The sequence below is a fragment of the Bacillus sp. V2I10 genome (genome assembly GCF_030817055.1).
GTDB lineage: Bacteria > Bacillota > Bacilli > Bacillales > Bacillaceae > Bacillus_P.
Genome location: NZ_JAUSYV010000001.1, coordinates 2786285 through 2809344 on the forward strand (window position 1 = coordinate 2786285; position 23060 = coordinate 2809344).

A 23060-nucleotide genomic window follows, 5' to 3' on the forward strand; every position below is an offset into this window, starting at 1 on the left:
AATTTGCAAAATTCGTTCTTAATTAAGAATATCTGGTGATGTCTCCTATCCAATATCAATGGAGGCACTCGATCATGCTGTGGGCCAAAAAGCCTTAGACGCGAGTCGTCGGTAGTGTGGTGTGAGGAGGGGTTAAATGCCCCAATTCATATAAATCTTAACTTTATGTTCTTTAAAAGAGCATAAAGTTAAGATTTATATTAAAGAGAAGGGAGTGTTTATCTTGAATCCATTTGATCAGTACCCGAAATCATTGAAAAAAATGGTCCGCTATATTAAGCAGGATGCAAGCTTAGAGCAGCTGAATGAAATAAAAAAACTCATCAATGTTTCCATTTATAAAAGATCGCTGCTTCTTTCAAAAGGGACCGAAAGAAAAAAAAGAATGCGCAGGAGGATGAGCTGATGACCTACCATCGAAGGCTTTCATTATTAATTTTAGTTGATTCATTTATCGTTCTTTCTGCCATCTTCTTCAGCCGATTTCTTCTAGAGGCAGACCTGCATGTCCTTACAATCCCATTAGTCATCAGCTCACTGACCTTATTAATCAGTCATCATATTTTTTCTTTCATATATAAGCTATATAACAAGGCCTGGGAATACGCGAGCATCGGGGAACTGCTTATTATCTTTAAAGCCATAACTTACTCAATCGCTGCAACTGCTGTCATGCAGCAGCTGGTTGAAACTGAAATTCATTTCAGACTGCTGGCAGTAACTTGGATGATTCATATGCTTTTGATAGGAGGCTCTCGTTTTTGCTGGAGAATGGTCCGTGATACATACATAAGCAAATCAAGCAGCAAGAAAAGAACCTTAATAATTGGTGCAGGCTCAGCTGGAACTATGGTCGCAAGACAGCTGAAAAAGAGTGCTGATACAGATATGTATCCAGTTGCTTTTATTGATGATAATGTTCATAAACAAAAGCTTGATATTCTTGGCATTCCCGTTATAGGCGGGGTATGCACAATTGAAGAACAAGTCCGTGAGTTTGAAATTGATAATATTATTATAGCCATACCTTCTTTAAACAAAAGAGGACTGCAGAATATTTTCAACGAATGCCTAAAAACAAAAGCAAAAACACAAATCATTCCCATGCTTGAAGATTTAATAACCGGAAAAGTATCTGTCAATCAAATCCGAGAAGTCCGTGTAGAAGATCTTTTAGGACGCAAGCCTGTTGAACTTGATATAGAAAGCATTTCTGACAACATTTCAGGAAAAGTCGTTCTCGTTACTGGGGCTGGAGGATCAATCGGCTCAGAAATATGCAGACAGATTGCAAAGTTTAAACCAAAGAAGCTGATCCTTTTGGGTCACGGAGAAAATAGCATTTACTCCATCGAAATGGAGCTGAGAGCAGAAGCAGAAAAACATCAGATTGAACTTGTCACCGAAATTGCGGATCTTCAGGATGAGAAAAAAATGTTTGATGTCATGGGCAGGCATCAGCCCTATATTGTGTACCATGCAGCCGCCCATAAACATGTACCGTTAATGGAACGAAATCCAGAAGAAGCTGTCAAAAACAACGTTATAGGCACACGTAATGCTGCAAGTGCTGCGAGATGGGCAAATGTTGAGATCTTTGTCATGGTTTCAACGGATAAAGCAGTAAATCCCACTAGCGTCATGGGTGCAACTAAAAAACTCGCTGAAATGCTGATCCAGCACTTTGACCAGATCAGCAAGACAAAATTTGTAGCCGTCCGCTTTGGAAATGTTTTGGGAAGCAGAGGCAGCGTGATACCGCTTTTTAAGAAGCAAATTGAAAAAGGCGGTCCCGTAACAATCACGCATCCGGATATGGTCCGTTATTTTATGACCATTCCAGAAGCTTCAAGGCTTGTCTTGCAAGCAGGAGCACTCGCACGGGGCGGAGAGATCTTTGTTCTTGATATGGGGGAACCTGTCAAAATTATTGATCTCGCTAAAAACCTGATAAAAATGTCAGGACATTCACTTGATGACATTGATATTGAAGTCACCGGCATGAGGCCTGGCGAAAAGCTGTTTGAAGAATTGCTTAAAGATGATGAAGTGCATGAACAGCAAGTGTATCCGAAGATTTACGTTGGGAAAACAGCTACTCTTTATATAGAGGAAATCCAACATATCATCGATACATTTTCTGAAATGGAGAAAAACGAATTGCGTGAACAGCTGTTAGATCTTGCTAATCATCGTGTTTCTATTAAGGCGCTATTGTCGATACCTAGTTAAAAGGAGATTACTTATGAAAGTCAAAAAAGCCATTATTCCGGCAGCAGGACTTGGCACAAGATTTCTGCCAGCCACTAAAGCGATGCCGAAAGAAATGCTTCCAATCGTAGATAAACCGACCATCCAATACATTGTCGAAGAAGCAGTAGAATCAGGGATTGAAGACATTATCATTGTTACCGGTAAAGGAAAAAGAGCGATTGAAGATCATTTCGACAACTCATTTGAACTCGAACAAAACCTTCTGGAGAAGGGGAAACTGGAGCTATTAAATGAAGTCCAAAAGTCATCTAAACTCGTGGATATTCATTATATACGTCAAAAAGAACCAAAAGGACTTGGACACGCGATCTGGTGCGCACGCAAATTCATTGGAAATGAACCATTCGCTGTCTTACTTGGTGATGATATTGTAGCAGCTGAAAAACCTTGTCTAAAACAAATGATCGAACAATATGAACGCTATAATGCCTCTATTATTGGCGTGCAGCATGTTTCGGATGAAGAGGTTTCCAGGTATGGGATTGTTGATGGCTCCAAAATCAGCGATCGTTTATACAATGTAAACCATTTAGTTGAAAAACCAAAAATGGAAGAAGCGCCATCTAATTTAGCCATCCTGGGCAGATATATTTTAAGTCCAAGAATCTTTGATCTATTAAACAATCAAAAGCCAGGAGCCGGCGGAGAAATCCAGCTTACAGATGCCATCGCCGCTCTTAATCAGATAGAAGCCGTTTATGCCTATGACTTTGAAGGCATCCGCTATGATGTAGGTGAAAAACTCGGCTTCATCAAAACAACCATTGAATTTGCTCTTAAACATAGCGAACTGAAATACGATTTGCTTCATTACTTATCAAATCTAATGGAAAAAGAATTCTCCAAAAAATAATGAACTAAAACACTCGTGCAATTGAGTGTTTTTTGTTTGAGCAGGGTGATAAAAATGCCTGACAAAGTGCTTTTTACGGCAACAGTTGATTACCACTTTAAAAGCTTTCATCTACCAATACTAAAATGGTTTAAAGAACAAGGCTGGGAAGTTCATGTAGCTGCACTTGGGAATATTGAGCTTCCATACGTTGACCAGAAATACAACCTGCCCATTCAACGGTCACCATTTAATAGTAGAAACTCGATTGCATTTGGCCAGCTAAAGAACATCATTAATCAAAATCACTACAGCATCATCCATTGCCATACACCTGTTGGTGGCGTTCTTACCCGGCTAGCTGCAAGAGAAGCAAGAAAAAAAGGCACAAAAGTCATCTATACGGCACATGGCTTTCACTTTTGCAAAGGAGCGCCGATTCAAAATTGGCTGACTTTTTACCCAATCGAAAAATGGCTTTCAGCTTATACGGATTGTCTGATTACGATTAATGAAGAAGATTATCTTCTGGCAATGGAACGGCGATTTGCAGCAGGAAAAGTTGAACACGTTCATGGAGTAGGGGTAGACACTGAAAAGTTCAAACCGATTTCGGAAAATGAAAAAATGAAAAGAAGAAAAACATTCGGAATGGAGCAAGATGACTTCATTCTGTTCTACGCAGCAGAGTTTAACAAGAATAAGAACCAGCAATTTTTGCTGCATGCTATGTCACGATTAAAAGATAACCTCCAAAATGCTAAACTTCTATTGGCTGGGGAAGGAGCTCTTTTAGAAGAATGTAAACAGCTTACTAAGACGCTGGGAATCGAGAAAATGGTTCATTTTCTGGGATTCAGAAAAGATATCGATACCATTTTACCAATGTGCGATTTAGCAGTAGGATCAAGTCTACGTGAGGGACTCCCAGTCAATATTATGGAGGCTATGGCTTGCGGGCTGCCTGTTGTTGCCACTGAGAATCGTGGGCATGGGGAGCTTGTGGTGGATGGGGTGAATGGATATATTGTTCGAAACAATGATGTTCAGACAATGAAAGATCAAATTTATTCGTTTGCAACTGATCACCTTAAAAGGAAAATCTATGGTAGCAATGGCAGGATATTAATCGAAAACCAGTACAGCATTAAACAAGTGCTTGATGAAAAAAGTAAAATCTACAAGAAATACATGAGAGAAACGGAGGCCTTGAAGTGGGCGGTCCTATAAGAGTTTTGCATGCCGTAGTAAACATGAACCGCGGTGGTGCAGAAACATTAATTATGAACTTGTATCGAAATATAGATCGTTCAAAAGTTCAATTTGATTTCTTAACAAGTAAACCAGGAGTATTTGATGATGAGATCACTGAATTGGGAGGTAGAATTCATAGGATTCCCTATATCACTGAGTGCGGTCATAGAAATTACATTAAACATCTTGATCAATTTTTTAAAGAGAATAGCCAGTACAAAATCGTTCACGCCCATATGGATAAAATGAGCGGGTTTATTTTGCGTGCTGCGAAAAAGGCTTGTATCCCCACACGAATTGCACATAGTCATAATACTCAAAGTGAAGGCGGAATTCCTGCTAAGATTTATAAAAGTTACGCGGGTAGTCAAATCTCTAAAGCATCGACACATTATCTGGCATGTTCGAGAGTAGCAGCAAATTGGCTTTTCAAAAGTAAAGCAAGCTCCTCAACAATCCTAAAAAATGGGATAGAGATTAACAAGTTTGCTTTCTCACAGGCTATTAGAGATCAGGTAAGAGCAGACCTTAGAATTGAAAAAAACAGCGTAGCAATTGGTCATATAGGCAGATTTAATCATCAAAAAAACCATATATTTTTGATTGATATTTTTAACGAATTATTAAAAGCTGTTCCAAATGCAGTATTAATATTAGTTGGTGATGGGCCATTAAGGTCAACAATTGAAGATAAGGTTAAAGATTTAAATATCGAAAATAAAGTTCAATTTCTAGGCATTAGAAGTGATGTAGAACTTTTATTACAAGCATTCGACCTATTTGTTTTCCCTTCTTTGCATGAAGGGTTGCCGGTTACGCTGGTTGAAGCACAGGCATCAGGTTTACCTTGTATCATCTCTGATAATATTTCAAATGAAGTTGATATGGATGTTAATTTAATTAAATATACTTCTAACACAAATATGTCAGAATGGATTGAAAATATACATGAGGTACAAAAGCTCAAAATCAATAGGAATATAAACTTTAATAATCTTTCTGATAAAGGCTACGATATCCAACACAGTTCTGCATGGACTAAAGAATATTATTTAGCAATCTCGAGGTGAAGCATATGAAAATGTTAACAATCTTTACACCAACTTTTAATCGCGCTTATTGCTTGCACCATTGTTATGAAAGTTTAAAGCGTCAAACCAGCAAGGACTTTGTATGGCTAATTATTGATGATGGTTCTACAGATTATACTCCAAGTTTAGTTAAAAGCTGGATAGATGAAGGAACTATTGATATAAAATATATCCAGCAACCTAATCAAGGAATGCATGGAGCCCATAACACGGCATACAACCATATCGAAACTGAGCTTAATGTCTGTATCGATTCTGATGACTATATGCCTGATGATGCCGTAGAAAAGATAATAAAATTTTGGTCAATTAATGGATCCAATAAAGTAAGCGGAATGATTGGAATTGACTCAAATACAAATGGACAAATCATTGGATCAAAACTGCCGGAACATCTAAAAAAATCAACATTATTTGACCTCTATAATAAATATGGAGTCACAGGTGACAAAAAACTCGTATACAGAACTGAAGTATCAAAAAACTATCCCTATCCAATTTTTAAAGGGGAAAAATATGTAGGCCTTGCTTACAAGTACTTCAAACTGGATGAAGAATATGAAATGCTTCTCTTTAATGAGGTATTATGCTGCGTAGAATACTTGGAAGATGGCTCTTCAAGAAACATGTTAAAGCAATATAGAAAGAATCCAAAGGGGTTTGCTTTCTATAGAAAAGAATTAATGAAATTAAAATCAGCAAATCTAGGATTTAAGTATAGACAGTGTATTCATTATGTATCTAGCTGTCTATTTTATAAAAATAGTAAGTTTATATACGAGTCACCAAATAAACTTCTTACTATTTTAGCATTACCATTCGGAATAGCACTTTATTTTCATATTTTATTTAAAACAGTTGCATCAGATTATTAAAAAAGCATTGAGAAGAGGTCATTTTAAGTGACAGTTCTTTGGATTACATTATTATTGGTTTTTGTGCTTGCTTTTTTTTCGAGGTATTCGGCGAAAATGAATGGTACTTTTACCTACTCAACTTTTGTCTCTCCAAATAAATTTTTAGTTTTTTTGACTTTCTCAGTCTTAGCTTTAGTTTCAGGACTAAGAAATACAATTGGTGATACCTATTTTTATATGCATGCTTATCAAGAAACTGATTTTACATGGGATTACATATTAGAGAATAAGGACCCAGCTTTTGGAGTTCTTCAGATGATGTTAAAAAGTTTAACTTCCGATCCTCAAGTCTTAATTTTCATTACTGCATTAGCGACCAATTTACTAATCGTAGTAACACTTTATAAATACACCGGATTGTTCGAACTGAGTTTATATGTATATATTACTTCTGGTATGTTTACTGTTTCTATGAATGGTATACGTCAATTTTTAGCAGCATCGATAATTTTCTGGGGGACAAAATTTTTGCTAGCAGGCGAAGTTAAAAAGTATTTTTTACTTGTGATCTTCGCAAGTACCTTTCATCAAAGCGCACTTATTTTATTGCCAATTTATTTCATAGTCAGAAGAGAAGCTTGGACTAAGGTTACAGTAATTTTGCTAACAGCTACTGTCTTAATTGTTATGGGATTTAATGAATTTTCTCAATTAATATTCTCGGCAATAGAAGATTCACAATATGGGGACTATGAAAGCTTTTCTGAAGGAGGTGCCAATAAATTAAGGGTACTTGTTGAAGCAGTTCCTTTAGTAATAGCTTTTTTGGGTCGTGAAAAGCTTCGAAAACTTTGGCCAAAGAGTGATATTATTGTAAATTTAGCCATGATAAGTGTCATTTTCATGATTATTGCAACACAAAATTGGATATTTGCAAGATTTAACATTTATTTTAGTTTATACAATTTAATTCTGATTTCCTGGTTAATACATTTATTTAAAGAAAGTAATAAGAAGTTCATATATTATTCGTTACTAGTTTGTTACCTAATATATTTTGTGTATGAACATGTAATTTCATTAGGGATTATTTACAGAAGTGATTATATTAAATTTTAAGAGGTAATGTTATGGAATTAGTAGATAAAATAATAAGCAAAGAGAACTTACGAAAACTTCTCCAGAATGTTTATGAAAAAGGACAGCAGTCTGAAAATATAAGTGTTTTCGAATTCGTTAATGAAATAGAACTTGAAATTATGGCAAATTCCAATAGCATGAAAGGGGAAGAAGATGAAACGTATTTTTGATTTAGCTGCATCTATAATAATACTTATACTTTTTTCTCCTATTTTGATTACAGTAACTATTCTAGTGAAAAATAAGTTAGGATCACCTATCTTTTTTAAACAGCAGCGACCTGGCTTGTTTGGTAAACCATTTTACTTTTATAAATTTAGAACAATGACTGATGAAAAAAATGAATTTGGTGAACTCTTACATGACCAGTATAGGTTAACATCTTTTGGAAAGTTTTTAAGAAAAACAAGTATTGATGAGTTTCCTCAATTGATTAATGTTATAAAGGGCGATATTAGTTTAGTTGGACCTAGACCCTTATTAATGGAATATTTACCGCTTTATATTGGAGAACAGAAAAAGCGTCACTTAGTCAAACCCGGTATTACTGGATGGGCTCAAATAAACGGTCGAAACAGTATTTCGTGGGAAGAAAAGTTCGAATTAGATGTGTGGTATGTTGAAAATCAAAGTTTTTTCCTAGATTTAAAAATTTTGTTTTTAACAATTAAAAAGGTAATAATTTCAGAAGGAATAAAGCATGGTGAACATGCAACTATGCCAGTTTTTAGAGGGAGTTTAAAAAATGAAAAAGGAAAATGAGATAAATATATTATTTACAAGTTCTGGAAGAAGAGTTGCGTTAATAAATAATTTTAAAGAGGTTTATAATCAGTATAATATAAGAGGGAAAATTATAACTGCTGATTTAAAAAATAATGTCCCATCAGCTTATTTTAGCGACAAGCATATGATAGTACCCAAAATAAGCAGCCCTAAGTACTTGGAGGAACTAATTAATATCTGTAAGCAAGAATCGATACATTTAATTATTCCTTTAATTGATACTGAATTAACACTCTTAGCTAAAAGTCGTACCCTTTTTGAAGAAATAGGAGTTAAGGTATTAGTTTCTAGTGTTGAATTAAACGAGATCGCATCTGACAAAACGAAAACTTATGATTTCTTTGTTGAAAAAGGATTACAAACTCCTAAAGTCTATACTAATGAAGAACTTGATAAAAAAGCATTTAGGTTCCCTTTACTTATTAAACCTCTTGATGGAAGTTCAAGTAAAGGTGTTACAAAAATTTTAAATGAAAAAGAGCTTGATTTTTTTTGTGAGTATATTCCAAATGCTATGGTACAGGAATTTGTTGAGGGTACTGAGTATACAGTTGATGTTATGGTTGATTTTAAAGGAAATATTAAGACGATTGTGCCTAGGATGCGCATAGAAACAAGAGCAGGTGAAGTGAGTAAAGGAGTAACAGAAAAGAATGGAATTATAATTAATGCTGTTGAGGAAGTAGTAAATTTATTACCACAACCAGTCGGTTGCTTAACTTTGCAGCTCTTTAAGAAGACTAATGGAGATATAACATTTATTGAAATAAATCCGAGGTTTGGTGGTGGAATTCCATTATCTATTCAAGCTGGTGCAAATTTTCCATTATGGACGATTCAAGCTTGTAAAGGAGAAAATTTCACGGTTCAAGATTATTCTTGGAAAGAAAATCTAACAATGCTTAGATTTGATGAAGCAGTTTACACGGAGAGAATTAATTATGCCAATTAAGGCTGTTGTTTTTGATATGGATGATACTCTTTATTATGAAAGTGATTATGTGAGAAGCGGCATGCATGAATTGGAAAAATGGGTTATGAAGAACTATAGTGTTAATGGATTTTACGGTATTGCAATGAATTTTTTTGAAACTGGAGAGAACAAATACATATTTAATAAAACCCTAGATTTATTAAAAATTCCTTACGATGAGAAAATAATACAAAAAATGATAAATGTTTATCGATCTCATAAACCTTCAATTCTTTTATTGGATGATGCCAAATGGGTCTTAAACCATATAGAAAAAAAAGTAAAAGTGGGACTTATATCTGACGGATTTCTTGAGGCGCAAATAAACAAAGTTCAATCATTGGGATTAACTCAAAAATTCCATTCTATTATACTTACTGATCAATTCGGTAGGAACCATTGGAAACCAAGTCAAAGACCATATGAACAAATATGTATAAATTTACAAGTTTCGCATGATGAATGTATGTATATAGGAGACAATGTAAAAAAGGATTTTGTTACAGCAAATAAACTGGGTTGGAAAACTGTTCATGTCGAAAGAGAAAATGGAGTCTATTCAAATATAACTGAAAAACAGGAGTACATGGCACATTACAAAATTAATAACTTGAAAAAAATATCAGTCATACCGGAATTCCAACATCTTTTTATTACTTATGATAAAGAAGCTACTTACTCTTAAGGAGGGGAATAAGATTAAGAAAAAAATATATTTATCTGCTCCACATATGAGCGGTAAAGAAATAAAATATATTAATGAAGCATTTGAAACAAATTGGATTGCGCCATTAGGTCCCAATATTGATGCTTTTGAAAAAGAAATAGCAAGTTATGTAGGAGTCAGTGAAGCTGTTGCCGTAAGTTCAGGTACTGCAGCAATTCATTTGGCTCTTTCTTTATTAGATGTGCAAAAAGGGGATGAGGTATTTTGCTCCACATTAACCTTTGTTGCAAGTGCTAATCCAATTCTTTACCAGGGGGGAATACCGGTTTTCATAGATTCTGAACCTGAAACTTGGAACATGTCTCCTCAAGCACTTGAAAGGGCATTAATATCAGCTTCATTAAATGGAAAGCTGCCCAAAGCACTGGTATTGGTAAATCTTTATGGACAATGTGCAAAAATGGAAGAAATTATTGCATTATGTAACCAATATGATGTACCAATAATTGAAGATGCAGCAGAATCTCTTGGGTCTTTTTATAAAGGGAAAGCCAGCGGATCATTTGGGAAATTCGGCATTTTTTCGTTCAACGGAAACAAAATTATTACGACTTCAGGTGGTGGAATGCTTGTTTCTGATGATGTGGATGCAATAAGAAAAGCAAGATTTTTGGCAACACAAGCTAAAGATCCTGCCCCACATTACGAACATAGCTCAATTGGATACAACTATCGTATGAGCAATATCCTTGCTGGGATCGGTAGAGGACAATTAGAGGTTTTGGAAGAAAGAGTTCATGCAAGAAGGACTTTGTATGACAGGTACCAAAAAGAATTGGGTTCAATACCAGGAATTGAATTTATGCCAGAATTAAAACACACGAAATCGAACCGATGGCTCACCGCTTTTACTATTAAAGGAAATAAAACGTCTGATTCAGTTCAATCTATTTTAAATTTACTTGCAGAAGAGAATATTGAGGCTCGTAATGTGTGGAAACCACTTCATCTACAGCCTCTTTTTAATGAAAATAAATACTTTCCTCATGATGAAGATGTAAGCATTTCTGATCTTTTGTTTAAGAATGGCGTTTGTTTGCCATCAGGATCGAATATGTCTGAAGAAGAAAAAGAGAGAGTTATTTCCTGTGTGAAAACAGCAATGATGGAGATTTCAGTATGAAAAAAAAACATAGGATTCCCAAAGTTATTCACTTCTGTTGGTTTGGTGGAAATGAGAAGCCAGAAATTATAAAGAAGTGTTTAAAAAGCTGGAACGAAAATCTCTCTGACTATGAGTTTAAAGAATGGAATGAAGAAAATTTTGATATGAATAGTAATCCTTTTGTTCAACAGGCATATGAAGCAAAAAAGTTTGCCTTTGTTAGTGATTTTGTAAGAGTATATGCTTTGTATCATTACGGAGGGATCTACTTAGACACTGATGTAGAGGTTTTTAAATCATTTGATGACCTACTACATCATGATTCATTTTGGGGATTTGAACAAGAGAATTTTATCGCTACTAGTACAATAGGTGCTGCAAAGGGTAATCAGTTAATTAAAATTTTCTTGGATGCATATAGAGATAAAAATTTTAAAAATAATGATGGAACTTTCGATGAACTCACAAACGTTGCTATTGTTTCTAGGATACTAGAAGAAAGGTCCTTAAAATTGAATGGAGAATATCAAGAGATAGAAAATTTAGGTGTGTTTTACCCTCAAACTTATTTTTCTCCATTTGATTATATAAATTATAGAAGGTTTGTTACTGAAAACACTTATGCAATACATCATTTTCATAAAAGCTGGTTATCGCCCACTTCAAGAATGAAAAGCAACATAAAAAAAGTAGCAGCGAATGTGATAGGCGGAAAAAATATTGCGAAAATCAGAAAAATAATTTCTCAGGTATAGGTGGCAGAAATGAAAAAGATATTAGTAGCCTCATACGATATGGAAGTAGGGGGTGTAGAAAGAAGTCTTGTAGCTTTGCTAAATAATTTCAATTACGAAAAATATTCAGTTGATTTAATGTTATATAGGCACCAAGGAGACTTTTTAAATTTAGTTCATAATAAAGTTAATTTATTAGATGAAGTTAAGCAATACTCTTCATTCAGAAAATCAATCGGTCAAACTATAAAAGATAAACAGTTTGGAATAGCAATATCAAGACTATTATCTAAGGTAAATTCAAATTTCTTAGGAAAACTCAAAAAAATTAAAGAGCCAGGCTATTATCAAATGCAGCTAATGTGGTTATATGCTTTACCTTTTTTACCAAAAGAAGAAAAAGAATATGATGTTGCAATCAGTTATTTGTGGCCTCATTATTATGTATCAGAAAAGGTGAAGGCAAAAAAGAAAATAGCTTGGATTCATACGGATTATTCTACAGTAGAAACAAATATTTCTGTTGATTTAAAGTTGTGGAGGAAATTTGATCACATTATTGCAGTTTCTGAGGCTTGTAAACATGCATTTCTTACTAAATATAGTAGTTTGAAAGATAAAGTAGTTGTCATAGAAAATATTACATCTCCAGATTTCATAAGAAAAATGGCAATCGAACCAGTTAACAACCCCATGTTGAAAGACAATAGGTTTAAAATTGTAACTGTAGCAAGATTTTCTCACGCAAAAGGAATTGATTATGCTGTAAAAGCATTAAAGATCATGAAAGAAAAGGGTTACAATGATATTTCTTGGTATGTTGTAGGGTACGGAGGAGATGAATCTTTAATTGAGGATTTGATTAAAGAATTTAAACTTGAAGATAGTTTTATCTTGCTTGGAAAAAAATCCAATCCTTATCCATATATTAGGGTGGCTGACTTATATGTTCAACCATCTAGATATGAAGGAAAAGCCGTAACAGTAGGAGAAGCTCAAATACTTAATAAACCTGTTGTAATTACAAATTATTCAACTGCACCAAGTCAAGTAAAAGATGGAATTGATGGGTACATTACCGATTTATCTATCAACGGCATTGTAGATGGAATAGAAAAATTATACAAAGATGAAAATCTCAGAGAAAGTTTGATGAGGAACTGTCAAAATACGAATTATTATAATCAGTTTGAATTAAACAAATTATATAAATTTTTTTAAAATAGATAATAATATTTGAAATAGAAAAATAGAAAAGAGGTTTAGATTTAATGGATAATATTCTTTTGTTAGATACTTCAGTTGGATCATTAAACAAAGGTGATGACATCATTATGAAGTGTGTAAAAAAGCAATTAGCAGTTAAAACAAAAAATTCATATGTTTTAACTTTACCTACTCACACTTCTCCTTTTCATTGGTATCAAGTTGCAAGAAATTCTTACAGAGTTCAGGTATATAGTAATTCAAAATATAAATTTGTGGGTGGTTCCAATTTGTTAACGATGGATATGCTTACTCATTTTCCTCAGTGGAATATAAATATCTTTAATTCTAAACCATTGAAAGGAAGTATATTGGTAGGTGTAGGTGCAGGTAAAGGTACGAAGATAAGCGGATATACAAAAATGTTATATAGAAAAATATTGTCACATGAGTATGTTCATAGTGTAAGAGATGAAAGAACTAAGAAAATTTTGGAGGATATTGGTTTTAAAGCCTTAAATACAGGATGTGCTACTTTATGGTCACTGACTCCAGAGCTATGTAATGAAATTCCAAAAACAAAATCAGATTCAGTAATTTTTACTCTTACGCATCATTCTCAAGACACTATAAATGATCAATTATTAATAGATACTCTGAATCGAAATTACAAAGATATTTATTTTTGGATTCAAGATATAAAAGATCTTGATTATTTAAATTCTTTAAAAAATATTAAAAAAGTAAAAATAGTGCCTCCTACTATTGAAGATTATGAGAATGTTCTTAGCAAAGATGTCGATTATATTGGTACTCGATTACATGGTGGTATATTTGCAATGCGGCATAAAAAAAGATCGATAATAATTTCAATCGATGAAAGAGCTAGTGGAATGAGTGAAAGCTATAATCTAAATATATTAGATAGAAAAGACCTTACTAACCTTGAAACAATGATTAATTCTGAAATAAAAACAAATGTAAATGTTAATTTTGATGTAGTAAATGAATGGCTAAATCAATTTTAAATCTAAAAATAACACTAAAATGGAGGATAAAATGAACGAAATAATTCTCGATAAAATAGAAATCAAAAATAACAGAGTAGATTATTTTTTTAGTGTTAATGGAAGAATGCAAAAGTATTTTAAAAAAGAAAATCATATGTTTCTTGAATATAATTATGATATTAAAGATATTCCCAAAAGCGTTTTAACTATTCCTTTTATTTCAAATGTAATTCCTCTAGTATGGATTTCAGATGCAAGAATATTAATTGATGAATTAGATAGAAACTTTTTTGAGTGTCTTAAGAATATTAAGCATGCATATCAAAATATGTTTCCTAATATTGAGTTTAAAGGCTCGTTAGTAGTAAATGAAGTTGTTACTAATACGTATATACCTGAAAGAGAATCAGCATCTTTGTTTAGTGGAGGGCTTGATGCACTTACTACTTTTATCAGAATTAAAGATAAAAACCCCATATTAATTACGGAGTATGGATGGCATGAGAATAACGTACAATTTAGTAAAGTTTGGGAAGCTGATAAGAATAACGCAATCCAATTTGGAGAAAATTATGGATTAGATAATATACTAGTTCAATCAAATTATGGGACATTTATTATGGGGCAAGAAATTAATAGGGATTTCAGCAAAAAGTTGGGAGATTCTTGGTGGCATGGACTGCATCATGGTTTAGCTATCATTTCAGCAGCAATCCCTATTGCATTTATGCTAAAGATTAAATGTATATATATTGCAAGTTCTAACTCTCCACAATATAAAGTAACATGTGCATCTGATCCTACTGTAGACAATGAAATTCGGTATGCATCTGGAATGGTATTTCATGATGGATATGAGCTGACTAGGCAAGATAAGGTAAAAGTGGTAGTTGATTATTATTCAGATAAAAAAGAGATTGCTAATATTAGAGTTTGTTTTAAAAATGAAGAAAACTGCTGTAAATGCGAGAAATGTCTTAGAACTATTTTGGGCATTATTGCGGAAGGGAAAAATCCTAATGATTTCGGATTTAGTATCCAAAATAACACATCTGAAAGTATTAAAACAAGCTTGAATTATGAGGTTAAATTTTTTACAAATACATTTATTAATATTTATTGGGTAAACATTCAAAATAGAATGAAAGAAAATTACGATAATGTACTATATAGGGATTTGCTGGAATGGTTTTTAGATTATGACTTTGTAACTGAGCGTAAAAAAACATTGTTGAAATATAGAACAGAAAACTTTTTTCCAATTTTGAAACGGAAAATTTCCCAAAAAGTAAATAGATTATTTGCATAAAAATATGTCTAAATTGAAGGTAATTTTATGAGAGTACAAAATTCGTTAAAAAATATATTTTTCGGTTTATCAGGACAATTCATTAGTATGATTATGGGTTTTATTGTAAGAACTGTATTCATTTATACATTAGGTATTGAATACTTAGGTATTGAGGGACTTTTTACGAGTATATTAATCATGTTATCTCTAGCTAATTTAGGTTTCGATACAGCTATGATCTATAGCCTTTATAAACCAATTGCTGAAGAAGATAAATACAAAATACAAGCTTTGATGAATTTATATAAAAAAGCATATAGGATTATTGCAATCGTCGTATTAATAATTGGATTATCTTTAATACCATTTCTTCCATATATTACTGATGGTGCTACAACTATTAGTAATATCAACATTATTTATATTTTGTTTTTACTTAACTCCGTTTCATCTTATTATTTTGTATATAAACATTCTATTATTATTGCAGATCAGCGAAATCATATCATTTCTAAAATCCACAGTATGTTTATTTTTATTTCTAACTTGATTCAAATAACATTATTATTAATTGGATTAAACTATATCTTAATTCTCTCAACTCAAATCATATGTAGAATAGTGGAAAATGGATATATTGCTCATAAAGCAAATTTACTATATCCATATTTAAAAGGAAAAAACAATGCTACATTAACTTGTAATGAAAAAAAAATGTTTTTTGAAAATTTATATGCACTACTACTATATAAAATAAGTGGTGTAGTTATAAATGGAACTGATAACCTAATTATTTCAATGTTTGTTGGAATTGCAGCAGTTGGAATTTATTCTAATTATTTTTTAATTATTGCAACGTTAACTACTTTTTTGAGTTATTTATTTTATTCTATTACAGCTAGTATTGGAAATTTAATTGTGCAGGAAGATGATGAGAAAAAATATTTTATATTCCGCGTCTTGAATTTTGCGAATTTTTGGATTTATGGTTTTTGCGCTGTTTGTCTTTGGAATATAATTAATCCTTTTATAACGTTATGGCTAGGAGAAAATTACCTGTTTGATAAATTTATAGTATTTGCAATAATAGTAAATTTTTATACTGCTGGTATGCAAGATGCTGCTACTGCATTTAGGGATGCATCGGGTTTATTTAAAAAAGGAAAATATAGACCTATTATTGCTGCCGTAATAAATATTGTCGCTTCTATAATATTAGCAAAAGTAATAGGTATAGCAGGAGTTTTTTTAGGAACAGTTTTTAGTAGGATTTGTACATATTTTTGGTATGATCCTTATATTATTTTTAAATTCGTATTTAAAAAATCAGTTAAAACATATTTTATAAGATACACATGTTATTCTTTGCTAGTTGTCATTTGTATAGCATTAATTGAGGGTCTTACCATTTTGATTTATCCTGAACCAATTAATATCATTATTATTAGGGGATTGTGTTCTTTAATAATTCCTAATATCTTATTTTTAATGTTGTTTAAAAAGACAGATGAGTTTAAATATTTATTCAATATTTTAAGAACACTTATTCTAAGGTTTAAATACTGGCAATTAGCTAGAGATGTCTAGGAGGAAAAAGTAATTAATTTATATTAATTAATAATATAGGTTTACTCAAAGCATTCATGTCTATTTGATGTTTGTAAATGCTGATGATGAGAGGCAAATTTGGTCTAAAAAAATTATAAAGTATTAAATGGTACCTGTATTTAAAAAAGAGAAAAGGGGTTAAACAAACCTCATTTTCTCTTTTTAGTTATTAATAAAACCATAAGTTTTAAATATTGCTTTCTCATCAACATACTGCCAAGTAACAGTACCATCAGCAGCTGTTCCAAATGTATGAGATGGAGCAGTTAGGCCACTCTTTCCAGCAACTATACATCTGTATACTTTATTATTTGCGTTAACTATTTCATATAATGAGAAAACTGTGTTAGCTTTCCAGGATGAATTGTTGGCTAAACCAGCCTTAACACATACCCAACCTTCAAATGTTGATCCCATTAAATTAGTGTTCTCTAATTTTTGACCATATCTAAAGTATTTAGATGTTGGTTCTGCTGACATTTTGTAATAAGGGTCAATTACACTATTTATTATATTATGGTCAAGTATCTCTTTACCGCTAAACTTGATTATTGCCTTTTTTAAAATATTATTCCTAATTATTGACTCAATATTATTAGATTCCATTATTTCCATACCTATTTGATTAAGATTTTTAGCAGAAATGATATTATTCTCTATTATTAAGTTGCCACTTGTGGAAGGTTGTATTTGTAGTATTGATCTTGGTAGAGTATCATCTATTACTTTAAAAATATTATTTTTAAGATATATATAATCTGTAATATTTACTATTCTTAAAATATGACCATTTTTTTTGTGTATAGTGCACCCTTTCATAACAAATGACTTTAGATTATTTAGGTTAATCAGTGTATTATTGACATCATTACTGTGAATTTCACAGTTAATTAGTACTAGATCATCATTAATATTTGCAAACGTCCCTAAAAAATCAATGCCAATAAATGAACAGTTGGTATAGGTTCCTGCTAAAAGTGATGGGTTTTTAACATTTTTAAATGTATTATTTTCAAATATCCATCCTCCTTTAAAGGTAGTTGCTGCAGCATATGTCAAATAAAATACATCAAGTCCTTCAAATAAACAATTTGATATGATTTGAGGCTCATTTTTAAACTCTATCGTCCATTGAAGACTTGAAAAAGCATTTAATTTCTCATTATCATTGAAAAACCTACAAGCATCAATTTTAACTAAATAAGGAAAAGGGTTATCAATCACTAATTTACAGTTATGAAAGAGATTATTGTATAAACTTATAGGTCTTGTACTGTAAGTTCCTAAAACGTTTATCTGAGTAGCAAAAAGGTTATTATTCTCAAAGGTAAGATCTCCAGATAGAATTACTTTGGCGTTATGCAAATTATTGTTCGTAATAATTACTTTATCCGCACCACCATTGATTGCTAATGAAGCTCCGCCACCAATTGTATATGAGATTTTGTTTTCTTTTATAAAGATTGATTTTCCGTTTACCACGACAACATCATAAAAGTGATTATCATGAAAATTATTTCTTTCTATATATATATATTGATTTAAATCATATCCATCCTCGACATCAATCCCTGCTTGAGGAGGTGTTCCTCCAATATGATGAATTTGATTATCTCTTATATATATATGTTTAGTACCACAAAGACTAATGCCTTGTCTTCTACAATGATGCAGATTACATTTTTCTATATAAGAGTGTTGAGGAAAAGAGGGTACTCTTACATTAATTAAACAGTTACTGCTATTAGGGATTTGATTCTGATGTAACATAATTTTTGCATAGCTGGCTCCTAAAGGTACTTCTATTTCATCGAAGAATTGTACTTGTTTTCTTGAAGAAAGAAAGGTGTTATCTGTTCTATAAAATATTACATCGAAGTAATCACATAGAATACCTGAACCTAAAGCTCCATATCCATTTCCATACAATCCAAAATAACCATATCTTTTTATAAGTGTCTGAGACAAATCAATCGTTAATTTAGATCTGATTTTATTAAGATCAGACGTTAGAGTTCCATTAGTTGTACTGATACCGCCTTGCTCCCAGGAAGCGGCTAGATTGGTAGGTGTAGGAAATATTTGCCCAAATGTGCTATTTACAGTTATAGCATCTCCCGTACAATTAAAAATTTCAAGGTTGTCAACGGTTATGAACCTTGTATTATTTCCACCATCTGCTGATGGAGTAAAGCTGCCAATTTGAATGCCGTAACCACCTTCATGTGTTCCTCCAGATGAATAATCATGGGAATTTTTATCACCTTCAATCTTCCCATTGGTAATTCTTGAAAACTTTTGATTTCTTTTAAAGCTAATTATCGCATAATTAGGTAAGTTGTTATCTCTTATTCTTAATGTTGACCCATTTAAATTTAGTGTCATATAGCTTTCTGGCTCTAGAGTTTTAGTTTCATCTATTAAGTAAATTCCTTTTGGTAAAATGATTTCTTTAAAGTTATTTTTTGCTGCCCAAATGATTGCATTGTTGATTCCAATAGTTGTATTTGGAGCATCTGATCCATCATTTTTAATTCCCCAACGGTCAAGTTCTACAAGATAGGATCCAGAATAGTTCGTCATAATAAATTATTTCCCTCTCACTTATATTTAGTTTTCATTATATTAAATTCTAAGTAGAGGTATTTTGATTGGACTAAAAGAAATTTGCTTGACATTAAAATAGTATAAACCCAATTCGTTCTTTATTAAGAATTAATCTTGTTAATATAATAAAAACATTTACTAGGAGGTAGAAACATATGGCAATCTTAGTTACAGGCGGTGCAGGATACATAGGCTCACATACATGTGTTGAATTGTTAAATGCTGGACATGACATAATTATTATTGATAATTTATCTAATTCAAAAAAAACTTCTCTAGACCGAATTAAAGAAATTACTGATAAAGATTTCAAATTTTACAACTTAGATTTATTAGACAAACATGCTTTAGAATTTGTATTTATAGAAAATAAAATTGAAGCTGTAATTCATTTCGCAGGGCTTAAAGCTGTAGGAGAATCAGTAGAAATGCCGCTGCATTATTATCACAACAATATTACAGGTTCTGTTATTCTATTTGAATTGATGGAAAAGTTCGGAGTAAGAAACCTTGTATTCAGTTCATCAGCAACCGTTTACGGTACGCAAGAACAGGTTCCACTTACAGAGGAATTACCTCTTGAAGCAACCAATCCATATGGCAGAACCAAATTGATGATCGAGGAGATTTTGAGAGATATATATGTGTCAAACAATAAATGGAGCATAGCACTCCTGCGGTATTTTAATCCTGTTGGGGCTCATCCTAGTGGCCTAATAGGTGAAGATCCAAATGGTATTCCAAATAATTTAGTTCCTTACATTACACAAGTTGCAATAGGAAAGAGGAAAGAGATAAACGTCTTTGGTAATGATTATGATACCCATGATGGAACGGGAATAAGAGATTTTATTCACGTTGTTGATCTTGCAGCTGGTCATATAAAAGCACTTGAAAAGGTAATATCCTCTGTAGGTGTTAGTGCCTATAATCTTGGGACTGGTAAAGGGTATAGTGTATTGGAAATGATCCACGCATTTGAAAAAGTAATAGGTAAGAATATACCATACAAAATAATTGACCGGAGATCAGGGGATATTGGAATTAGTTATGCGGATTCTACAAAAGCTCAAAAGGAGTTAGATTGGGTTGCAAAAAAAGGAATTGAAGAAATGTGTTGTGATTCTTGGCGTTGGCAGCTGAATAATCCAAATGGATATGAGGTTGACAATGAAAAACGAATAAGCTCTTTTTCATCAATTCCTGTTTCAGATAAGCAGATAATAAAAACCACAGTATAGCTAGAATTTAAAGTTGAAAATATATTAATTAATCCAGTAAAAAAGGTAAAAATTTGTTGATTTTAGTATAAAAGTAATGTAATGTTCTTAATATAGAATATATTCAAATCCGCATAGTTTTTTCGTTCTTTAATAAGAATTTTTTGCTATTGAAAGGATTTGTAGGAGTGGGAAAATGAGTGCAATAGTTGGAATTTATCATTTTGACGGTGAACCAATAAGAATTGAAGAATGTAAGAATGTAATGAAAACTATGCAAAAGTTTCCCGCAGATGATGTTCAGACATGGACTAATAAGAATTTATTTCTTGGCTGCCACGCACAATGGATCACACCTGAATCAGTTGGCGAAGTATTGCCTTACTATGATTATGAGTTAAAAATGGCAATTACTGCGGATGTCATTATTGACAACCGTATGGAACTATTTGATAGATTACAAGTCGCTAAATTTTTGAGAAAAGATATTACCGACAGCAAATTAATATTGCTTGCATATGAAAAATGGGGAGAAGAAGCCCCAAAGTATTTAGTTGGTGATTTTGCCTTTATGATCTGGGATGAAAAGCGTCAATTGCTCTTTGGGGCTAGAGACTTTTCGGGTACTAGAACACTTTATTTCTACAATGATGGTTCAAAATTTGCGTTTAGTACAATTATTGAACCTCTTTTCTCCATCTCTAATATTAGTAAAAAACTGAATGACCAGTGGCTTGCTGAATTTATTGCAATACCTGTTACAACGGATTCCATTTCCACCGACACGACTGTTTATAACAATATTAAGCAACTACCGCCTTCACATACAATTAAATTAGAAAATGGACGTTTATACCTAAGACAATATTCAAAATTTGATTATTCAGTTAAATTGAAATTAAAATCTAATGGAGAATATGAGGAAGCTTTTAAAGAAGTATTTAATACAGCAGTTGTTGATAGACTGCGGACTCATCGAAGTGTTGGGGCTCATCTTAGCGGAGGGTTAGATTCTGGCTCAGTGGTTAGCTTTGCAGCTAAAGCTTTGAAGGAGAAAAAGAAGAGATTACATACATTTAGTTACGTTCCAGTGGATGACTTTGTTGATTGGACACATAGATATAGAGTGGCTAATGAGAGACCGTTAATTGAATCGACGGTTAACTTTGTAGGTAACATTAATGACAAGTATTTAAGCTTTCCGGATACTAATCCATATTCTGAAATCGATGATTGGCTGCAAACTATGGAGATGCCTTATAAGTTTTTTGAAAACTCTTTTTGGCTAAAAGGAATTTATGAGCAAGCAAGTAGTCAGGGAGTTGGATTACTGCTAAATGGCCAAAGAGGCAATTGGACGATTTCTTTTGGTCCAGCTCTAGATTACTATGCCCGCTTGTTAAGGCAATTCAAATTTCCGAGCTTATACAAAGAAGTAAACTTATACAGTAAAAATATAGGTGTGAAAAAATCAAGAATTATGAAATTTGTATGTAGGAAAGCGTTTCCTGAAATTGCAAGACTCTCTAACTCGAAAAATCAAGAATGTTTTCCTATTTGGATAAATCCTGAATTTGCATCTCGTACTAAAATTTTCGAAAAACTGGAAGAGCAGGAAATCGATATTAGTGGGACAAATACGACTGATGCTTATCATATAAAAAATAATCAGTTTAATCAATTACATTTTTGGGGATTAAACGGGACCATTGGCACCAAATTATCATTAAGACATTCATTATGGGAGCGCGATCCTACAAACGATATAAGGGTAGTTCAATTTTGTCTATCTGTTCCAGATGAACAATTCGTTCAGAGGGGACTTGATCGGGCACTTGTCCGCAGAGCTACTAACGGACTATTGCCAGAAGATATAAGACTTAATCAAAGATCCCGTGGAGTACAAGGGGCTGATGGAGTTCATAGAATGATAAGCTCATGGAAAGTATTTATAGATGAACTCTACAACCTACTTAAAGATCCTAATGTTTCATCTTTTGTAAATAACGAACTATTGGCGAAATACATTAAGAGAATTGAAATGGACTACACACCTAGGCTTATCTTTGAATTTGAATTTAGAATTTTAATGCGAAGTTTAATATTATATAGATTTTTAAATAAAATTGAAGGGAGGTGATTATATGAAATCTTGGCAAACTCCAGAACTTGAGGTATTAGATGTTAGTTTGACAATGGCTGGACCAGGGATAAAAACACCTGATGCTGTTCAGCCCGACGTTGATGAGACGATCCATTATAGTTAATTATTTTAATGAAATTAAAACGTACCCTTATACATTTCTAGTATAGGGGTACTTACAGATAATCTTTTCTACATGCTT

Annotated in this window: 21 protein-coding genes; 20 read left to right on the top strand and 1 reads right to left on the bottom strand. The window is 32.6% G+C overall.

Translation table 11 applies throughout. The annotated features are described in order from the left end of the window. The first annotated feature begins 223 nt into the window (after positions 1–223). The 17 genes from QFZ72_RS13975 to QFZ72_RS14055 are packed head-to-tail and all read left to right on the top strand — an operon-like array spanning position 224 to position 16867. Positions 224–406, top strand: a complete 183-nt coding sequence (locus tag QFZ72_RS13975) for a hypothetical protein (protein WP_307434203.1) — start codon at positions 224–226, stop codon at positions 404–406. Beyond that, on the top strand, positions 406–2232 hold the full coding sequence (locus tag QFZ72_RS13980; RefSeq protein ID WP_307434205.1) for a polysaccharide biosynthesis protein: 1827 nt from the start codon (positions 406–408) through the stop codon (positions 2230–2232). Before QFZ72_RS13975 ends, QFZ72_RS13980 begins: the two co-directional genes overlap by 1 nt. Positions 2233–2245: 13 nt before the next feature. Further along, complete coding sequence (gene galU / locus QFZ72_RS13985; protein ID WP_307434206.1) at positions 2246–3127, top strand: UTP--glucose-1-phosphate uridylyltransferase GalU; 882 nt, start codon at positions 2246–2248, stop codon at positions 3125–3127. Positions 3128–3181: 54 nt separating this feature from the next. Next, positions 3182–4336, top strand: coding sequence for a glycosyltransferase family 4 protein (locus QFZ72_RS13990; RefSeq protein ID WP_307434208.1), 1155 nt, complete (start codon positions 3182–3184; stop codon positions 4334–4336). Then, a complete protein-coding gene (locus QFZ72_RS13995; RefSeq protein WP_307434210.1) occupies positions 4321–5430 on the top strand; it encodes a glycosyltransferase family 1 protein in 1110 nt (369 codons plus the stop codon). Before QFZ72_RS13990 ends, QFZ72_RS13995 begins: the two co-directional genes overlap by 16 nt. 5 nt (positions 5431–5435) lie before the next feature. Beyond that, positions 5436–6326, top strand: a complete 891-nt coding sequence (locus tag QFZ72_RS14000) for a glycosyltransferase family 2 protein (protein ID WP_307434212.1) — start codon at positions 5436–5438, stop codon at positions 6324–6326. Positions 6327–6353: 27 nt separating this feature from the next. Further along, positions 6354–7427: an EpsG family protein gene (locus tag QFZ72_RS14005; RefSeq protein WP_307434215.1), complete on the top strand. Its 1074-nt coding sequence runs from the start codon at positions 6354–6356 to the stop codon at positions 7425–7427. 11 nt (positions 7428–7438) lie between these two features. Next, positions 7439–7618 carry a YwzD family small protein gene (locus tag QFZ72_RS14010; protein ID WP_307434217.1) on the top strand — a complete coding sequence of 60 codons (180 nt, stop codon included), beginning with the start codon at positions 7439–7441 and terminating at the stop codon, positions 7616–7618. Further along, positions 7602–8210: a sugar transferase gene (locus tag QFZ72_RS14015; protein WP_307434219.1), complete on the top strand. Its 609-nt coding sequence runs from the start codon at positions 7602–7604 to the stop codon at positions 8208–8210. Before QFZ72_RS14010 ends, QFZ72_RS14015 begins: the two co-directional genes overlap by 17 nt. After that, the gene (locus tag QFZ72_RS14020; RefSeq protein ID WP_307434221.1) at positions 8194–9186 is read left to right on the top strand and encodes an ATP-grasp domain-containing protein; all 993 of its coding nucleotides are present in this window, start codon (positions 8194–8196) and stop codon (positions 9184–9186) included. The genes QFZ72_RS14015 and QFZ72_RS14020 overlap by 17 nt, the downstream gene beginning before the upstream one ends. Next, positions 9176–9892 (top strand): HAD family hydrolase, encoded by a 717-nt coding sequence (locus QFZ72_RS14025; protein ID WP_307434222.1) that lies wholly within the window; start codon positions 9176–9178, stop codon positions 9890–9892. The genes QFZ72_RS14020 and QFZ72_RS14025 overlap by 11 nt, the downstream gene beginning before the upstream one ends. Positions 9893–9938: 46 nt before the next feature. Continuing rightward, positions 9939–11057: a DegT/DnrJ/EryC1/StrS family aminotransferase gene (locus tag QFZ72_RS14030; protein WP_307434224.1), complete on the top strand. Its 1119-nt coding sequence runs from the start codon at positions 9939–9941 to the stop codon at positions 11055–11057. Further along, positions 11054–11794, top strand: a complete 741-nt coding sequence (locus QFZ72_RS14035) for a glycosyltransferase family 32 protein (protein ID WP_307434226.1) — start codon at positions 11054–11056, stop codon at positions 11792–11794. The genes QFZ72_RS14030 and QFZ72_RS14035 overlap by 4 nt, the downstream gene beginning before the upstream one ends. 9 nt (positions 11795–11803) lie before the next feature. Beyond that, entirely contained in the window at positions 11804–12994 is a 1191-nt protein-coding gene (locus tag QFZ72_RS14040; RefSeq protein ID WP_307434227.1) for a glycosyltransferase, read from the top strand. 50 nt (positions 12995–13044) lie between these two features. Continuing rightward, positions 13045–14007 (top strand): polysaccharide pyruvyl transferase family protein, encoded by a 963-nt coding sequence (locus QFZ72_RS14045; protein WP_307434229.1) that lies wholly within the window; start codon positions 13045–13047, stop codon positions 14005–14007. A gap of 31 nt (positions 14008–14038) precedes the next feature. After that, complete coding sequence (locus tag QFZ72_RS14050) at positions 14039–15298, top strand: peptidase (protein ID WP_307434231.1); 1260 nt, start codon at positions 14039–14041, stop codon at positions 15296–15298. A gap of 27 nt (positions 15299–15325) precedes the next feature. Next, positions 15326–16867: a lipopolysaccharide biosynthesis protein gene (locus tag QFZ72_RS14055; RefSeq protein ID WP_307434232.1), complete on the top strand. Its 1542-nt coding sequence runs from the start codon at positions 15326–15328 to the stop codon at positions 16865–16867. Positions 16868–17050: 183 nt separating this feature from the next. Here the strand turns inward: QFZ72_RS14055 and QFZ72_RS14060 are convergent, their stop codons facing one another. Beyond that, complete coding sequence (locus tag QFZ72_RS14060) at positions 17051–19471, bottom strand: right-handed parallel beta-helix repeat-containing protein (RefSeq protein ID WP_307434234.1); 2421 nt, start codon at positions 19469–19471, stop codon at positions 17051–17053. A 179-nt stretch (positions 19472–19650) separates the two neighbouring features. Here QFZ72_RS14060 and galE point away from each other — a divergent pair, with 179 nt between their 5' ends. The 3 genes from galE to QFZ72_RS14075 all read left to right on the top strand — a co-directional run bounded on the left by galE (position 19651) and on the right by QFZ72_RS14075 (position 22982). Beyond that, the gene (galE, locus tag QFZ72_RS14065; protein ID WP_307434235.1) at positions 19651–20736 is read left to right on the top strand and encodes a UDP-glucose 4-epimerase GalE; all 1086 of its coding nucleotides are present in this window, start codon (positions 19651–19653) and stop codon (positions 20734–20736) included. 175 nt (positions 20737–20911) lie between these two features. Continuing rightward, positions 20912–22855, top strand: a complete 1944-nt coding sequence (locus tag QFZ72_RS14070; RefSeq protein WP_307434237.1) for an asparagine synthase-related protein — start codon at positions 20912–20914, stop codon at positions 22853–22855. A 4-nt stretch (positions 22856–22859) separates the two neighbouring features. Beyond that, positions 22860–22982, top strand: a complete 123-nt coding sequence (locus tag QFZ72_RS14075; protein ID WP_307434239.1) for a paeninodin family lasso peptide — start codon at positions 22860–22862, stop codon at positions 22980–22982. Positions 22983–23060 lie beyond the last annotated feature (78 nt).

What these genes read in the sequence shown, in the direction of transcription:
- QFZ72_RS13980 (WP_307434205.1), top strand. Translation starts at nt 406, where the DNA reads ATGACCTACCATCGAAGGCTTTCATTATTAATTTTAGTTGATTCATTT.
- galU (WP_307434206.1), top strand. Translation starts at nt 2,246, where the DNA reads ATGAAAGTCAAAAAAGCCATTATTCCGGCAGCAGGACTTGGCACAAGA.
- QFZ72_RS13990 (WP_307434208.1), top strand. Translation starts at nt 3,182, where the DNA reads ATGCCTGACAAAGTGCTTTTTACGGCAACAGTTGATTACCACTTTAAA.
- QFZ72_RS14000 (WP_307434212.1), top strand. Translation starts at nt 5,436, where the DNA reads ATGAAAATGTTAACAATCTTTACACCAACTTTTAATCGCGCTTATTGC.
- QFZ72_RS14010 (WP_307434217.1), top strand. Translation starts at nt 7,439, where the DNA reads ATGGAATTAGTAGATAAAATAATAAGCAAAGAGAACTTACGAAAACTT.
- QFZ72_RS14015 (WP_307434219.1), top strand. Translation starts at nt 7,602, where the DNA reads ATGAAACGTATTTTTGATTTAGCTGCATCTATAATAATACTTATACTT.
- QFZ72_RS14020 (WP_307434221.1), top strand. Translation starts at nt 8,194, where the DNA reads ATGAAAAAGGAAAATGAGATAAATATATTATTTACAAGTTCTGGAAGA.
- QFZ72_RS14025 (WP_307434222.1), top strand. Translation starts at nt 9,176, where the DNA reads ATGCCAATTAAGGCTGTTGTTTTTGATATGGATGATACTCTTTATTAT.
- QFZ72_RS14030 (WP_307434224.1), top strand. Translation starts at nt 9,939, where the DNA reads ATGAGCGGTAAAGAAATAAAATATATTAATGAAGCATTTGAAACAAAT.
- QFZ72_RS14035 (WP_307434226.1), top strand. Translation starts at nt 11,054, where the DNA reads ATGAAAAAAAAACATAGGATTCCCAAAGTTATTCACTTCTGTTGGTTT.
- QFZ72_RS14040 (WP_307434227.1), top strand. Translation starts at nt 11,804, where the DNA reads ATGAAAAAGATATTAGTAGCCTCATACGATATGGAAGTAGGGGGTGTA.
- QFZ72_RS14045 (WP_307434229.1), top strand. Translation starts at nt 13,045, where the DNA reads ATGGATAATATTCTTTTGTTAGATACTTCAGTTGGATCATTAAACAAA.
- QFZ72_RS14050 (WP_307434231.1), top strand. Translation starts at nt 14,039, where the DNA reads ATGAACGAAATAATTCTCGATAAAATAGAAATCAAAAATAACAGAGTA.
- QFZ72_RS14055 (WP_307434232.1), top strand. Translation starts at nt 15,326, where the DNA reads ATGAGAGTACAAAATTCGTTAAAAAATATATTTTTCGGTTTATCAGGA.
- QFZ72_RS14060 (WP_307434234.1), bottom strand. Translation starts at nt 19,471, where the DNA reads ATGACGAACTATTCTGGATCCTATCTTGTAGAACTTGACCGTTGGGGA.
- galE (WP_307434235.1), top strand. Translation starts at nt 19,651, where the DNA reads ATGGCAATCTTAGTTACAGGCGGTGCAGGATACATAGGCTCACATACA.
- QFZ72_RS14070 (WP_307434237.1), top strand. Translation starts at nt 20,912, where the DNA reads ATGAGTGCAATAGTTGGAATTTATCATTTTGACGGTGAACCAATAAGA.
- QFZ72_RS14075 (WP_307434239.1), top strand. Translation starts at nt 22,860, where the DNA reads ATGAAATCTTGGCAAACTCCAGAACTTGAGGTATTAGATGTTAGTTTG.